The following is a 13,429-nucleotide window of genomic DNA, read 5'->3' as shown; positions in this document are numbered from 1 at the left end:
CGGGGCCGCCGGCCGCGCATTGGGTTCATCGAAGAAGGGCATGTCTTCCGAAAAGCCGGACATTTCCCCCGAATGTAGTGATTCGGCGGCGAAAGGCCAGAACTGTCTACGTTTTGTTCCGGTAAAGTGCTCGATACGACCACTCAGGTCCGGTGGCGGCCAGCCTTTTGAACAACCGCAGGCGTAACAAGGTTGCCGTCGGCGGCCCATGACCTATGCTTGACAGGCGAGACGGGCAGGGGAAAGTTGTGTCCCAGGCAAGGACGCAATGCCGGGTTGCCCATGGCCGCGCCGCCAGGCGCGAACAGTCGAAGGAGTATCATCTTGGCTGTCACCATCACCTCCCTCATTCTCTTTCTGCTCGGTCTGGCGCTCGGCGCGGGCGGCGTTTGGTTGGCTTCGCTGGGCGGCAGCTGGTACTACATCATCGCCGGCCTTGCCTTCCTGATCACCGCCTGGCTGCTCTACCGGCGCCGCTCGACCTCGCTTTGGCTCTACGCCGCGATCGTGCTCGGCACGCTGGCCTGGGCGGTCTGGGAGACCGGCTTCGACTGGTGGGAACTCGGGCCGCGCGGCGGAATCATCGTGCTGGTGGCGCTATGGCTGCTGACGCCATGGGCGAGGCGGGGCCTGGCCGGTCCCGACGGGCGCGCGCCGCTGATCCTGGCGGTGCTGGCGTCGCTGGCGGTGGCCGGCTATTCGATGACCACGGACCCGAAGGACATTGGCGGCGCGCTCGACACCGACAAGGTGATCCCCAACGCCAATCTCGGCGGCGATGTGCCGGCCGGCGAATGGCACTTCTACGGCCGCACGCAGTTCGGCCAGCGCTATTCGCCGCTCGACCAGATCACGCCGGACAATGTCGCCAATCTGAAGCCGGCCTGGACCTACCGCACCGGCGACGTGAAGGGACCGGACGATATCGGCGAAACCACCTATCAGGTGACGCCGCTGAAAGTGGGCGACACGCTTTACATCTGCACGCCGCATAATTTCGCCATCGCCATCGACGCGGCGACCGGCACGGAGAAGTGGCGCTACGATCCCAAGATCAAGCTGGACAAGGACCGCCAGCACCAGACCTGCCGTGGCGTGTCCTACTATGCCGATGCCTCCGGCGCCGCCGGCCAGCCCTGCGCGAGCCGCGTCTATCTGCCGACCTCCGACGCGCGGCTCATCGCGCTCGATGCCGCCAACGGGCAGGTCTGCCCGGCCTTCGCCGAGGGCGGCACGCTGAACCTTTTGACCGGCATGCCGTACCCGAAATCTGGCTACTACTATTCGACCTCGGCGCCGCTGATCGCCGGTGGCAAGATCATCGTCGGCGGCGCGGTCAACGACAATTATTCGACGCAGGAGCCGTCCGGCGTCATCCGCGCCTATGACGCGGCGACCGGCAGACTGGTCTGGAACTGGGATTCGGGCAATCCCGACCAGACAACGCCGCTTCCGGCCGGCCAGACCTACACCGCCAACTCGCCCAACATGTGGTCGACGCCGAGCGCCGACGAGAAACTCGGCCTGCTCTACGTGCCGCTCGGCAACCAGACGCCGGACCAACTCGGCGCCGGGCGCAGCGCCAATGTCGAGAAGTTCTCGTCCTCGATCACCGCGCTCGACCTCAGCACCGGGCAGCTGAAGTGGGTGCGCCAGACCGTGCACCATGACCTCTGGGACATGGACGTGCCGGCGCAGCCGAGCCTGATCGACATCACCAAGGCCGACGGCTCCGTGGTGCCGGCGCTGGTGGGGCCGACCAAGCAGGGCGACCTTTATGTGCTCGACCGCCGCACCGGCGAGCCTGTCATCGCGGTCAAGGAAGTGCCGGCGCCGGGCGGCGCCATCGAGGGCGACCACACCTCGCCGACGCAGCCGGTGTCGGACCTTTCCTTCAACCCGAAGCCGCTGACCGATGCCGACATGTGGGGCATCACCATGTTCGACCAACTGGCCTGCCGCATCGCCTTCCACAAATTGCGCTATGAGGGCCGCTACACGCCGCCTTCCGTGCAGGGATCGCTGATCTATCCCGGTAATTTCGGCGTCTTCAACTGGGGTGGCGTGGCGGTCGACCCAGTACGCCAGGTCATGTTCGGCATGCCGACTTACCTGGCCTTCACCTCGAAACTTATTCCGCGCGCCGACGTCCCGGCGCCGGGCGCCGACACCAAGGGCAGCGAGCAGGGGCTGAACAACAATGAGGGCGCGCCCTATGCGGTGGTGATGGGACCGTTCCTGTCGCCGCTCGGCATTCCCTGCCAGGCGCCGCCCTGGGGCTATGTCGCCGGCGTCGACCTCAGGACCGGCACGATCGCGTACAAGCACCGCAATGGCACCATCTACGACATGACGCCGCTGCCGCTGCCGCTGAAGGTCGGCGTGCCCGGCATTGGCGGGCCGATGATCACCGCCGGCGGCGTCGCCTTCCTGGGCGCTGCGGTCGACGACTACCTGCGCGCCTATGACCTGACTTCGGGTAAGCAGCTCTGGCAGGCGCGGCTACCGGCCGGCGGCCAATCGACACCGATGACCTACACCGTCGCCGACGGGCGCCAGTTCGTCGTCATCGTCGCCGGCGGCCACGGCTCGGTCGGCACCAAGCCGGGGGATTATGTCATGGCCTATGCGCTGCCGAAGTAGAGCGTGTTCTGCTGGATGACCGGCCTAGCAGATATGCTTTGCTGACAGCGTCGGCGCCGCCCCTCATCCCGCTGCCGCCACCTTCTCCCCGTATAGTGACGGGGAGAAGGAGCAGTTTCAGCGTTGGCGATTGACGAAACCATAAGCGACAGCGTCTTTCTCCCCGTCACTATACGGGGAGAAATGCCCGGCAGGGCAATGAGGGGCAGCGCAACCCTACGTCAGCAGCAAGCCGTTCAGCTGATACCCAAATGGCTCTTCAGGCCGGGTACCGAACCCAGCACCTGGTTGGTCAGATCAGGGCCGGCGGCGGCTTCGGCCTGCTGCACGAGCGTGGTGCCGGCCTTCTGGATCTGCGCCATGTCGAGGCCGGACGCCTTGAGCGCGGCGAGGCCGTTTACCAGCGCGCCGGCTTTCTCGCCGAGGACGCCGCCAAGCGCGCCCTGCAGCGACGACAGGAAGCCGCCACCGCCGCCGGCCGGGGCGGCGGCCATGACGTCATACTTTTGCGCGAGTGCATCGGCGCCCGGGATCCTGGCGAAGAACGATGAGGCGCTGGTGCCGTCAGCCTCATGCTCGAGCACCGAGAAAATGGTGCCGACGACCTTTTCGGTCGTTGCCTGATCGAGGCCGGCCTTCTGCGAAACGGTGTTCACAATATCCTGTACGTCCATGACTTCACCTCAACCTTGGGTTTTCGTGTTTGCCTGTCGGTGCCGGGGACTGCGTATCCTGACCTGTGCCCTTTTCCGGCTCGCGGCCACGATGGCCGCGCGCATCGCCAGGATGGCGGCCGCGGCGAGCGTGAAGGCAGTTGCCAGCATGGACGAAGACAAGGTCATCGGCAGTGTTCCTTTCAGATCGAGCCCTTCCGCACCGTGGCCGCGCCATTGCGCGGCCGTTCAGTGAGTTTCACCTACTATTGTGGCAGCGCCATCAAGATTTGTCGGTGATGACAAAAACGTGATGGCCGCCAATCCGGGCCCATCGCGACACCCAGGCGTGAGCGGTTGTGACTGGACGACGGGAGGCCCGGGCCTATCTTTGGCGGCGGCAAGGATTGCAAAGTCGAGATAGAGAGCGAGGAGCGCGTCATGACCGATGTCAACACCAGGCCCGTGATCACCCAGGCTATGATCAACGCCTATGACGAATACACCCATCTGACGCTCGACCGGCGCCGCTTCATGGAGCAACTGACCCGGCTTGCCGGATCGGGGGCGGCCGCGGCGGCGATCGCGCCGATGCTGGCCGCCAATTCCGCGCAGGCGGCCATTGTCGCCGACAACGATCCGCGCGTGAAAGGCGAGGACATCACCTATCCCGGCGCCACCGGCGAGATGAAGGGCTACCTCGTCAAGTCGGCGAACCAGACGGGCAAGCTCGGCACCGTCATCGTCATCCATGAGAACAGGGGACTCAACGGGCATATACGCGATGTGGCGCGGCGCGTGGCGCTGGAAGGGTTCATCGCACTCGCTCCCGACTTCCTGTCACCCCTCGGCGGCACGCCGGACGACGAGGACAAGGCGCGCGACATGTTCACCAAACTGGATCCGGCGCAGACGGTCGCCAACGGCGTGGCGACCGTCGCTTACCTCAAGGCCGACAAGGACGGCAACGGCAAGGTCGGCGCCATCGGCTTCTGCTGGGGCGGCGGCACGGCCAACATGCTGGCCGTCAACGCGCCCGACCTTGCGGCCAGCGTCGCCTATTACGGCATGCAACCGAAGGCCGCCGACGTCTCGAAGATCAAGGCGGCACTGCTGCTGCATTATGCGGGCCTCGACGATCGCACCAATGCCGGCATCGACGCTTTCAAGAAGGAACTCGACGCCGACCATGTCGAATACACGGTCTATGTCTACGAAGGCGCCAACCATGCCTTCAACAACGACACCTCGGCCGCGCGCTACGACAAGAAGGCGGCCGATCTCGCCTGGGGCAGGACGATCGCGTTCCTGAAGCAGAAGCTGGCTTGAAACGGTCAGGCCGTTGGAGCCCAGACAATCTGGAAGGCGGGCGATAGCGTAAAGCCGGCCGGCAGCGCCGATTTCGGCGGCGGACGCCGCACGCCTTCCTGGAGATAACGTAGCGACGAGAGCAGCCCGTTCATCGTGTAGGGCTTGGCGATGACGCCGATGGCGCCGGCGAAGTGATCGGGAATTCGCTTCGGATTGGCGGTCATGAAAACGACCATCGATTTCTTCTTCTCGCCGATGTAGCGGGCGACGTCGACGCCGGTCGGCCCGTCCGTCAGATGGATATCGACAAACGCGATGTCGGCCTCCGTCGTGTCCACCGCCCTCCTTGCTTCGTCCGAGGAGGTTGCCCAGCCGACGACGCTATGTCCGGCCTCCTCGACCAGGCTTTCCAGTTCCATTGCCAGCAGTGCCTCGTCCTCGACGATCAGTACCTTCAGCGGTTCGATCATGACGCGTTGCCCCTGTGCTGCGGTTCATTGGGGATCGAGATGACGACCCGGGTGCCCGGAGCCGCGTCATCCCATTCGACCTCGGCATGCAACTGCCTGGCCAGCGACTTGATGAGACGCATGCCGAAGGACGTTTCCGCGACCGTGCCGGCCATGCCGACGCCGTCGTCGGATACCTCGATGTTGAGATGACCGTCAGGCTGGCTCATTCTGACACCGATATGGCCTGCGGTGGCTCCATCGGGGTGTTCCTTGAACGCGTGTTTCAACGCATTGGTGACCAGCTCGTTGACGATCAGCGCGACAGGCGTAGCCTTCTCCGCGGGTATGATCACCGGCTCCAGATCGAGACGCGAGTTGATGTGCGTGCGCCCCGATGCGGTCACCAGATCGGAGATCAGATCACGGGCGAAATCCGAAACGTCGAACCGGCTGACATCCTTCGACTGGTAGAGCCGGCGATGCACCGTGCTCAGCGCCTCGATGCGCTCCAGCGTGGTGGTGAGCGATTGCCGGGCGGCTTCATCGGTTATGGTCCGCCTTTGCATGAGGATGAGCGAGGATATCATCTGCAGGTTGTTCTTCACGCGGTGATCGACCTCGTGCAGCAGCGTCGTCTGCGCTTCGAGGGCGGCTTCCAGTTCCCGGGTGCGATCCTGGACGGCTTTCTCGAACCGCTCCTTGTCGGCTGTGATGCGGCGCTCCGATCGCTTGCGGTCCGAGACGTCGAGTTGCGAGGCGAAATAGAACAGCAACTCGCCGCGATCGTTGGAGACCGGGCTGATATAGAGCGCGTTCCAGAAGGTCGAGCCGTCCTTGCGGTAGTTCAGGATATCGACACTGACGTCGGCAACCTCCTCGATCGCCTTGCGCAACTGTCCAATGGCCTCCTTGTCTGTCTTCGGACCCTGCAGGAAGCGGCAGTTCCTGCCTATGACCTCCTGCCGCTCATAGCCCGTCAGACGCAGAAACGCGTCGTTGGCAAAGACGATCGGATTGTCCTGTTGTCGCGGATCGGTGATGATCATCGACATGCGCGTGGCACGTATCGCCGCGGCGAAGGGATCGCCCTTGCCGTGTTCGACATGCAGGTCATCCGTCATGTGCCACGCGTCGGCAGGCTCCCTGGTCCGTTTCCAGTCCATCGCGTCACTCCAAGCCTTTTTCGTGGGGAGACAACGGCTCAAAGCCGGATTTGGTTCAATCTTGAGCGGCCTGTCGCAGTTCGTCGCAGGCAGGGAACCAACCGGGATTTTTTGCAACTGATTGAGGGCAAAGAGCTTCCCGGCGTCAGTCGTTATTGGCCGGCTTATGGAAGGCGACGCCGGCGACCACCAGCGCGATGCCGGCACAATCGCGGACCCCTGGAACCTGGCGCAGCACGATGACGCCGATCAGCGTCGCGGTGACCGGCAACAGCGACAGCATCAGCGCGAAACTCGCGCGCGGCAGCCGCGACATGGCAAGCTGGTCGCAGACATAGGGAATGACGGACGAGCAGATGCCGACGCCGATGGCGGCGAGCAACAGCGGCGGCGAGAAGAAAGCGGGCATCGCATCGGCGAAGCCGATCGGCAGCACGACGATGAAGGCGACCGCCATGGCGGCGCCCAGGCCCGCTATGCCATTGCCGGCGCCGGCGCGGGCGACGCGATGGCCAAGCACGATATAGCCGACGAAGAGCGCGCCGTTGAGGAAAGCCCAGAACAGTCCAGCCGGATCGCTGGACCATTTGACGTCGATCAGCATCAGCGTGCCTGTCACGGCAACGGCGAGGGCGGCCATGTTGCGGACGCTCCGGAGGCCGGCCAGGGCGACGCCGATGGTGCCGACGAACTCGATCGCCGCCACCAGCGAGATCGGCAGGCGTTCGAGCGCCAGGTAGAACGAACAGTTCATCACCGCCAGACAGGTGCCGAAGGCCAGCAGCAACAAGCGTGTGCGGCTATCCGAGCGGGCGAAGGTCCGCCAGGGGCGCGTCAGCGGCGCAAAGATGAGCGCCGCGGTGGCGATGCGCAGCCACGCCATGCCGAGCACGCCGACATGCGGGAAAAGCAGCACGGCGAAGGCCGGGCCGAGATAGTGGAAGACAGCGCTGACCGCGAACCAGAGATGCGGCGGCAGCCTTGTCGCCAATGCTGCGAGGGCGGGGTTGGCCGCGGCGCCCGGGACTTGCGTCTGATCGTCCATCGGGTCAGTATCGTAGCCCATATCGCCAATGCACATGGGCAATGATAGACCTTTTTGCCGATTTATGGCCAAAAGCCAAGGAATTCCATATGAAACGCCTTCGAAGTGAAAATTTCGATCTCGACGTGGCCGATATGAAGATCCTGCGCCTGCTGGAAAAGGACGCGCGCGCCAGTACGGCGGAGCTTGCGCGCTCGGTCGGCCTGTCCGCGCCCAGTGTCGCCGAGCGCATCAAGCGGCTGCAGGAGAATGGGGTTATCGAGGCCTATTCGGTCAGGATCAATCCTGCGGCGCTCGGCCTGAAACTGTCGGCCTGGCTGCGCATCCGGCCGGTGCCGGGGCAGCTCTCCACCGTGGCCGAGATCATTCGTGACCTGCCGGAGATCGCGCAATGCGACCGGGTGACGGGCGAGGATTGTTTTATCGCGCTGGCGCATGTCGGCTCGGTGGCCGAGCTGGAGCGGGTGATCGACCGCATCATCCCCTATGCGATGACCAATACCGCTATCATCCAGTCGTCACCGGTGGTGGCGCGCTCGCCGCTGAGTGCGGTGAGACGTTAGATCTGACAGCGGTGAAAAGCCGGTACGCCTGCCTGAAATGCCGCGATGCCCCTCATCTGCCTGCCGGCATCTTCTCCCCGTATAGAGACGGGGAGAATGGGCTGGTTGCAGCGTTGGCGCCATTTCTGCAACGTCGATGATAAGCGAAATCGGTAATGACGGCGTCTTTCTCCCCGTCACTATACGGGGAGAAATGCCCGGCAGGGCAATGAGGGGCGGCGCGGACTTACGAGAACAGCTGGAGACAATCGATACGCCGCTATCAGGCATGCCCACGCTTGAGACGAGCGCGCTTCAGGATGCTGCGCCAGCGGATCATGTCGAACGGGATCGGCTCGTTGTTGTTGGCGATATGGAAGATCTCGTTGTCGACGTTCTTGAGCGAACGCCAGAAATCATAGTCGGTAATGCGCGGATCAGCGGCCAGCCTGTCCACCTCGACCTTGATGTCGGTTTTCATGCACGTCCCTCGAACCGGCTTCGCCCCGCCGCTCGTATTGCAACTCATGCCGGCAGTTTTCTGCTGCCCCGCTGAGTCGTTCAACGGCTCAAATGGCTTGTTCCCGTTAAAACCTTGGTAAGGTTAACGCGGCCGCGAGGCCCCTTCAAGGACCGGGGCCGGCCGATTTTCGGTGTCGCGGGATTTTGGTTCGCGGGTGTGGCTTTGAGGTCCGGCGCCGGTCGTCGCTGCGTTCCGAACCGCGCCGGTTTCGCCTATTTGCGTTTGATGCCGATCGAGCGGCCAGCCCGCTCGGGCATCGGCAGCACCGCGTGGGCGGCGCGCATGGCTTCGATCTTGGCCAGCACATCGGCAGGGAAGGGCGCTACCTTCGGGCCGGACATGTCGACATGCAGCGACAGGGTTTCGGAGGTTGCGGCGAGCCAGCCGTCGACATGGCGGATTTCCTGATAGGCCCTGAGCCGCTTGGCGTCATGGTCGATGAGCTGGAACGAGACCGTGACCTTGTGGTCGAGATGCAGTTCCTGCACGTAGCAGACATGGACTTCGGCGGTGTAGATGGTGAGGCGCCGCTCTCTGACATAGTCCAGCCCCATGCCCATCGCCTCGAAGGCTGCGTCCGAGCAGCGGTCGAACAGCACGTTGTAGTAGGCCATGTTGAGATGGCCGTTGTAGTCGATCCAGTCCTTCTCGATGTCCATCGGCTTGGAAACGAAGGGGGCAGGAATGGGCATCGAAACTTCCTTGTTCTGGTGCTGGACACGATATGGCCGGTGAGACTACGCATCCATAGCTGCATAACAAGCATGCGCGCTGGTCCATTCGCGGAGGAATTTATGGCTCTGAGCGACCTCAATCCGGTCGAACGCAACGAGGAAGGCATCGCCGCCGTGCTTGGCATCCTCAAGCAGCGGCTGGGCGAGCGCTTCCAGACCGGCCAGGCGATCCGCTCGCAGCATGCGCACACGACCACCTATATCCCGACGCAGGCGCCCGACGGCGTCGCTTTCCCAGAGACGACGGCCGAGGTGCAGGAGATCGTGCGCGCCTGCGCCGCGCACCGGGTGCCGGTGATCGCCTTCGGCGTCGGCTCGTCGCTGGAGGGGCACACCAATGCGCCCGGCGGCGGCATATCCATCGACACCTCGCGCATGAACCGCATTCTGTCGGTCAATCCGCAGGACCTCGACTGCACGGTCGAGCCCGGCGTGACGCGCGAGGAGCTGAACCGGCATCTGCGCGACACCGGCCTGTTCTTCCCGATCGATCCGGGCGCCAATGCCTCGCTCGGCGGCATGGCGGCGACGCGGGCTTCCGGCACCAATGCGGTGCGCTACGGCACGATGCGCGAGAACGTGCTGTCGCTGACCGCCGTCATGGCCGACGGCGAGACGGTGACGACAGGCAAGCGGGCGAAGAAAAGCTCGGCCGGCTATGATCTGACGCGGCTTCTGGTCGGCTCGGAAGGCACGCTCGGCATCATCACGTCGCTGACGCTCAAGCTGCAGGGCATTCCGCAGGCGATCTCGGGCGGGGTCTGTCCTTTCCCGAGCGTCGAGGCGGCGTGCAACGCGGTCATCGCGACGATCCAGATGGGCATTCCGGTGGCACGCATCGAACTGGTCAACGCACTGCAGATGCGGGCGATGAAGAACTATTCCAAGCTCGACTATCCAGAGAGCCCGTGCCTGTTCGTCGAGTTCCACGGCAGCGACGCCGGCGTCGCCGAACAGGCCGAGACATTCGGCATGATCGCCGAGGAAAATGGCGGCGGGCCGTTCCTGTGGACCAGCGTCGCCGAGGAGCGCACCAAACTGTGGAAGGCGAGGCACGACGCCTACTGGTCGTCGCTGACGCTGCGGCCGGGCGCCAAGGGCCTGTCGACCGATGTCTGCGTGCCGATCTCGCGCTTCGCCGAATGCGTCACCGAAACAGAGGTCGACATTGCTGAAATGGGGCTGATCGCGCCGATCGTCGGCCATGCCGGCGACGGCAATTTCCACGTGCTGGTGCTGATGGATGTCAACGATCCCAAGGAGATCGCGCTGTCGGAGAAGTTCGTTTCGCGGCTTAACATGCGGGCGATTGCCATGGACGGCACCTGCACGGGAGAGCACGGCATCGGGCAAGGCAAGATCGGCTTCCTGCGCCACGAACTCGGCCATGGCGTCGACATCATGCGCACCATCAAGCAGGCGCTCGATCCGCTCAATATCATGAATCCGGGGAAGATCCTGCCGGGTGCTGGCTAGGGAGCGCTTCCCTGGCGGAAGCGCTTCAGACCGCGGCCCGGCGGGCAGGCTCCGCACGATGAAGATAGCCCGTGAACGTGTCGGGCGCCGTCGGCTTTGACAGCCGCGTGAGAATGCGCCCGACCTCGCCACGATGATAGCCGGCGTGGGTGACGACATGCGCCAGCATTTCCTCACGTGACATCCGGCCGGGCGAGCCGTCGGTGAAGGTAAAAGGGATCGTTTCGGCCAACTCTTCCGGCGCGAGCTGTTCGACATAGGCGAGATACCATCGGTCCGTTTCCCTGATCGCCTCGGACAGTTGTGGGAGCGTCGGCGTCTGCGCCGTGCCGGTATCGCGGTAATCGTGCTTCTGCCTGCGGGCGTTGGCCGCGAATATCCTGTCGACGACATGCGCGTGATTGATGGTTTCGAGAATTTCTCCGAGGTCCTCTTTGCTCAGCTGCTGTTCAATCCCGCCCAGCAAGGCGAGGAGTTCCTCGTCGGCCCAGGCCTTGTAGCCGAACAGGGAAAGCAGGAGCGTCTTGCTGCTCATCGTGGACCTCTGATTGTGCTGCGGGGTAGAATGTGAGCTTCTAGTCACATTTTGATGGGAAGGCCCCGATATGGCTACTCGCGTTCCCCCGCAGCCCGAAAGTGTGCGCAAACTGCCCCGGCAGCAGCGTTCCCGCGCTACTGTCGACATCATCGTCGAGGCGGCGGCTCGCGTTCTGGCCCGGCGCGGCTGGGCCCATTTCACGACCAATGAGACGGCGTCGACCGCCGGTGTCAGCATCGGTTCGATCTATCAGTATTTTCCCAACAAGCTGTCGCTGGCGGAAGAAATCCGCAAACGCCACCTCGACGCCGTGCTGGCGGCGATTGTCGTGCCCGACGAGAGCGACGCAAGCATCACGCTGGAGCAGCGGGCCGCGGCGCTGATCGACGGCGTCGTCGCCGCCCACAGCGTGGACCAGCGTTTGCACCGGGTGCTGCTCGACGAGGTGCCGCTTGCAGCCCGCTCGGCCCAGGATGCGTTCGAGGCCGAATATCTGCGGCGCTATCAGGCCGTGATCGAAGCGGCGGCAGGCAGGCTCAATTCCGAGAGCGATGGCATTGCCGCGCGCGTGCTGTCGGGCGCGGTCGAGGGCGTCGTTCATGCGGCGGCGCGACATGGCGAGCTCCAGTCGCCGGTGCTGCGGGCCGAACTCATCGGCCTTGCCTGCGCGTATTTGCGCAGCCTGTCGGGGCACTGAACGAGCGGCATTCGGCTGCTGCGTTGCAAGCCGGCGAAAAAGCTTCGTCTTGACCGCGCCACCATTCGGGCCGAGGCTCTGGCGTCCTGAACAGACAAGCACGCCAGCGCAGGAGGATTATCATGGCGATTTCCCGCAAGGAGGAAGCACGCGCGCTCAGCGCCGATGAGAAGGAACTGGTCGAGAAGTCGCACCATCCGACGGTGCAGGAGCTTTCCGACGCCGACCTTGCCGGCCTGGTCAAGCTCTTGCGCGAGCGGCGCGACAAGGCGCAGACCGAGGCGCATCGGCGACGGCGCGAAATACGCGGCAAGGGAGCGCCGAAGGGGGCGACCGCTTCGAAGGCCGATGGCGGCTCCCAGGTGAAGCTGGCGGTGCTGGCGATGGCCATGCGGCGGCTGAATGGCGAGGCCGAACGTCGCCGGCAACTGGCGGCCCACCTTTCGCTGGTCGGCAACGCACGCAAGGCGCTGGCCGTGAAGCAGGCGGCGCCGGCGGAAGGTCCCGCCCACAATTCGCGCACGGCGCACAAGGGCATGCGGGCCGTGGCCAATCAGCGGGCGCCGAAACTTGTCCAGCCGGCCGAACTCGGCCGGCAGCGCAAGGCAGGCAAGGTGGCACAGGCCAAGCGCGACGCGCGTTGAGGCGGACCCCGCCGTAAGCGCGGCGGGGCTATTTCTGCGCGCCCTCGACGAGGGCCTGCAGCATCGGCCGCGTCGGTGCGAAGAAGGTGGTGCCGGTGTGCGGGGTGGAGACGTCGAGCAGCCTGTCGTAGGCGCCGGGCGGATCGCCGACATACATGCGCTGCAGCATCTTCTCGATCACCCAGAGATATCTGGAATAGCCGATGAAATAGGTGCCGAATTCGTTCTGCCCCGGCCGGCCGAACGGCATGTTGTCGCGCAATATGTCGAACTCGTTGCCGTCGGCATCCTCGATGGTGGCCAGCGACTTGTGTGATTTGCGCGGCGCGTCGTCATCGTCGATCTCGATGTTGTCGATCTTGGTGCGGCCGATGATCGCCTCCTGCTCCGGCGTGGGGATGCGCGCCCAGGCCTGCATGTCGTGCAGGTATTTCTGGACGACGACATAGCTGCCGCCGGCGAAGCTGGCATCCTCGTCGCCGACCAGCGCCGAAGCGGGCAGATCGAGACCGGTCGGATTGGCGGTGCCGTCGACGAAGCCGAGCAGGTCACGGGCATCGAAGTAGCGAAAACCGTTGACCTCATCGACGACGGTCACGCCGACGCCAAGCCTGTCCAGCAGGATGCGCTCGAACTCGAAGCACATATCGGGCCGCTCCGCTCGGATGTGAAACAGAAGGTCACCCGGGGTCGACGGCGCGGAATGGACCGCGCCCTTTATGGCGGCGAAGGGCTTGAGTTCCACCGGCCTCTGGCTGGCGTTGAGCCGATCCCAGAGATCGCGGCCTATGCCCGCGATGCAGGATAGGCGGCCGCCAAGATCGCGGAAGCCGACATTCTTGACCAGGTCGTCAAGCTCGCCGAGCACGGAACAGACCCTTGCCAGGGCCGCCTTGTCGGCGGCAACGGTGACGACAAGAAAAATCGCCGATTGCGACAGCGGGGCATCGACGCTCTGCGCATCGATCGGCACGCGGTCCCAGTTCTTGCCCGACATCCGAAAATCTC

At 64.3% G+C, this 13,429-nt stretch carries 16 protein-coding genes; 7 read left to right on the top strand and 9 right to left on the bottom strand.

Annotation, left to right across the window (positions count from 1 at the left end):
* On the top strand, positions 1 to 187 hold a 187-nt coding region (locus tag J0I79_RS23105; protein WP_292864466.1), incomplete at its 5' end, for a hypothetical protein.
* Between the two features lie 137 nt (positions 188 to 324).
* Positions 325 to 2,643, top strand: a complete 2,319-nt coding sequence (locus J0I79_RS23100; RefSeq protein ID WP_292864464.1) for a glucose/quinate/shikimate family membrane-bound PQQ-dependent dehydrogenase — start codon at positions 325 to 327, stop codon at positions 2,641 to 2,643.
* A 236-nt stretch (positions 2,644 to 2,879) separates the two neighbouring features.
* On the opposite strand, the gene J0I79_RS23095 is transcribed toward J0I79_RS23100, so the two are convergent.
* Together J0I79_RS23095 and J0I79_RS23090 are read right to left on the bottom strand one after the other, a co-directional pair.
* Entirely contained in the window at positions 2,880 to 3,317 is a 438-nt protein-coding gene (locus tag J0I79_RS23095) for a hypothetical protein (protein ID WP_292864461.1), read from the bottom strand.
* A 9-nt stretch (positions 3,318 to 3,326) separates the two neighbouring features.
* Complete coding sequence (locus J0I79_RS23090; RefSeq protein ID WP_292864458.1) at positions 3,327 to 3,485, bottom strand: hypothetical protein; 159 nt, start codon at positions 3,483 to 3,485, stop codon at positions 3,327 to 3,329.
* Between the two features lie 252 nt (positions 3,486 to 3,737).
* Here J0I79_RS23090 and J0I79_RS23085 point away from each other — a divergent pair, with 252 nt between their 5' ends.
* Positions 3,738 to 4,625 carry a dienelactone hydrolase family protein gene (locus J0I79_RS23085; protein ID WP_292864455.1) on the top strand — a complete coding sequence of 296 codons (888 nt, stop codon included), beginning with the start codon at positions 3,738 to 3,740 and terminating at the stop codon, positions 4,623 to 4,625.
* Between the two features lie 5 nt (positions 4,626 to 4,630).
* Here J0I79_RS23085 and J0I79_RS23080 read toward each other — a convergent pair whose 3' ends face one another.
* The 3 genes from J0I79_RS23080 to J0I79_RS23070 form a co-directional block, all read right to left on the bottom strand.
* A complete protein-coding gene (locus J0I79_RS23080) occupies positions 4,631 to 5,077 on the bottom strand; it encodes a response regulator (RefSeq protein WP_292864452.1) in 447 nt (148 codons plus the stop codon).
* Positions 5,074 to 6,222 carry a histidine kinase dimerization/phosphoacceptor domain -containing protein gene (locus J0I79_RS23075; protein WP_292864449.1) on the bottom strand — a complete coding sequence of 383 codons (1,149 nt, stop codon included), beginning with the start codon at positions 6,220 to 6,222 and terminating at the stop codon, positions 5,074 to 5,076. Before J0I79_RS23075 ends, J0I79_RS23080 begins: the two co-directional genes overlap by 4 nt.
* Before the next feature lie 145 nt (positions 6,223 to 6,367).
* Entirely contained in the window at positions 6,368 to 7,267 is a 900-nt protein-coding gene (locus J0I79_RS23070) for a DMT family transporter (RefSeq protein ID WP_292864447.1), read from the bottom strand.
* Positions 7,268 to 7,356: 89 nt separating this feature from the next.
* Here J0I79_RS23070 and J0I79_RS23065 point away from each other — a divergent pair, with 89 nt between their 5' ends.
* Positions 7,357 to 7,830, top strand: coding sequence for an Lrp/AsnC family transcriptional regulator (locus tag J0I79_RS23065; RefSeq protein ID WP_292864444.1), 474 nt, complete (start codon positions 7,357 to 7,359; stop codon positions 7,828 to 7,830).
* Between the two features lie 262 nt (positions 7,831 to 8,092).
* On the opposite strand, the gene J0I79_RS23060 is transcribed toward J0I79_RS23065, so the two are convergent.
* A complete protein-coding gene (locus J0I79_RS23060; protein WP_013894716.1) occupies positions 8,093 to 8,290 on the bottom strand; it encodes a hypothetical protein in 198 nt (65 codons plus the stop codon).
* 254 nt (positions 8,291 to 8,544) lie between these two features.
* The gene (locus J0I79_RS23055) at positions 8,545 to 9,024 is read right to left on the bottom strand and encodes a thioesterase family protein (RefSeq protein ID WP_292864434.1); all 480 of its coding nucleotides are present in this window, start codon (positions 9,022 to 9,024) and stop codon (positions 8,545 to 8,547) included.
* Positions 9,025 to 9,126: 102 nt separating this feature from the next.
* Between J0I79_RS23055 and J0I79_RS23050 the strand changes: the two genes are divergently transcribed.
* On the top strand, positions 9,127 to 10,542 hold the full coding sequence (locus J0I79_RS23050; protein WP_292864431.1) for an FAD-linked oxidase C-terminal domain-containing protein: 1,416 nt from the start codon (positions 9,127 to 9,129) through the stop codon (positions 10,540 to 10,542).
* Between the two features lie 25 nt (positions 10,543 to 10,567).
* Here J0I79_RS23050 and J0I79_RS23045 read toward each other — a convergent pair whose 3' ends face one another.
* Positions 10,568 to 11,077: a DinB family protein gene (locus J0I79_RS23045; RefSeq protein ID WP_292864428.1), complete on the bottom strand. Its 510-nt coding sequence runs from the start codon at positions 11,075 to 11,077 to the stop codon at positions 10,568 to 10,570.
* 70 nt (positions 11,078 to 11,147) lie between these two features.
* Between J0I79_RS23045 and J0I79_RS23040 the strand changes: the two genes are divergently transcribed.
* A complete protein-coding gene (locus J0I79_RS23040) occupies positions 11,148 to 11,777 on the top strand; it encodes a TetR/AcrR family transcriptional regulator (RefSeq protein WP_292864425.1) in 630 nt (209 codons plus the stop codon).
* A 122-nt stretch (positions 11,778 to 11,899) separates the two neighbouring features.
* On the top strand, positions 11,900 to 12,421 hold the full coding sequence (locus J0I79_RS23035; RefSeq protein ID WP_292864422.1) for a hypothetical protein: 522 nt from the start codon (positions 11,900 to 11,902) through the stop codon (positions 12,419 to 12,421).
* A 28-nt stretch (positions 12,422 to 12,449) separates the two neighbouring features.
* Here J0I79_RS23035 and J0I79_RS23030 read toward each other — a convergent pair whose 3' ends face one another.
* Entirely contained in the window at positions 12,450 to 13,418 is a 969-nt protein-coding gene (locus J0I79_RS23030; protein WP_292864418.1) for a Dyp-type peroxidase, read from the bottom strand.
* Positions 13,419 to 13,429 lie beyond the last annotated feature (11 nt).

Source organism: Mesorhizobium sp., assembly GCF_017306585.1.
In the GTDB taxonomy this organism is placed as follows: domain Bacteria; phylum Pseudomonadota; class Alphaproteobacteria; order Rhizobiales; family Rhizobiaceae; genus Mesorhizobium.
The sequence above is the reverse complement of the archived record's forward strand: the minus strand, read 5'-3'. Positions and strand labels throughout refer to the sequence as shown.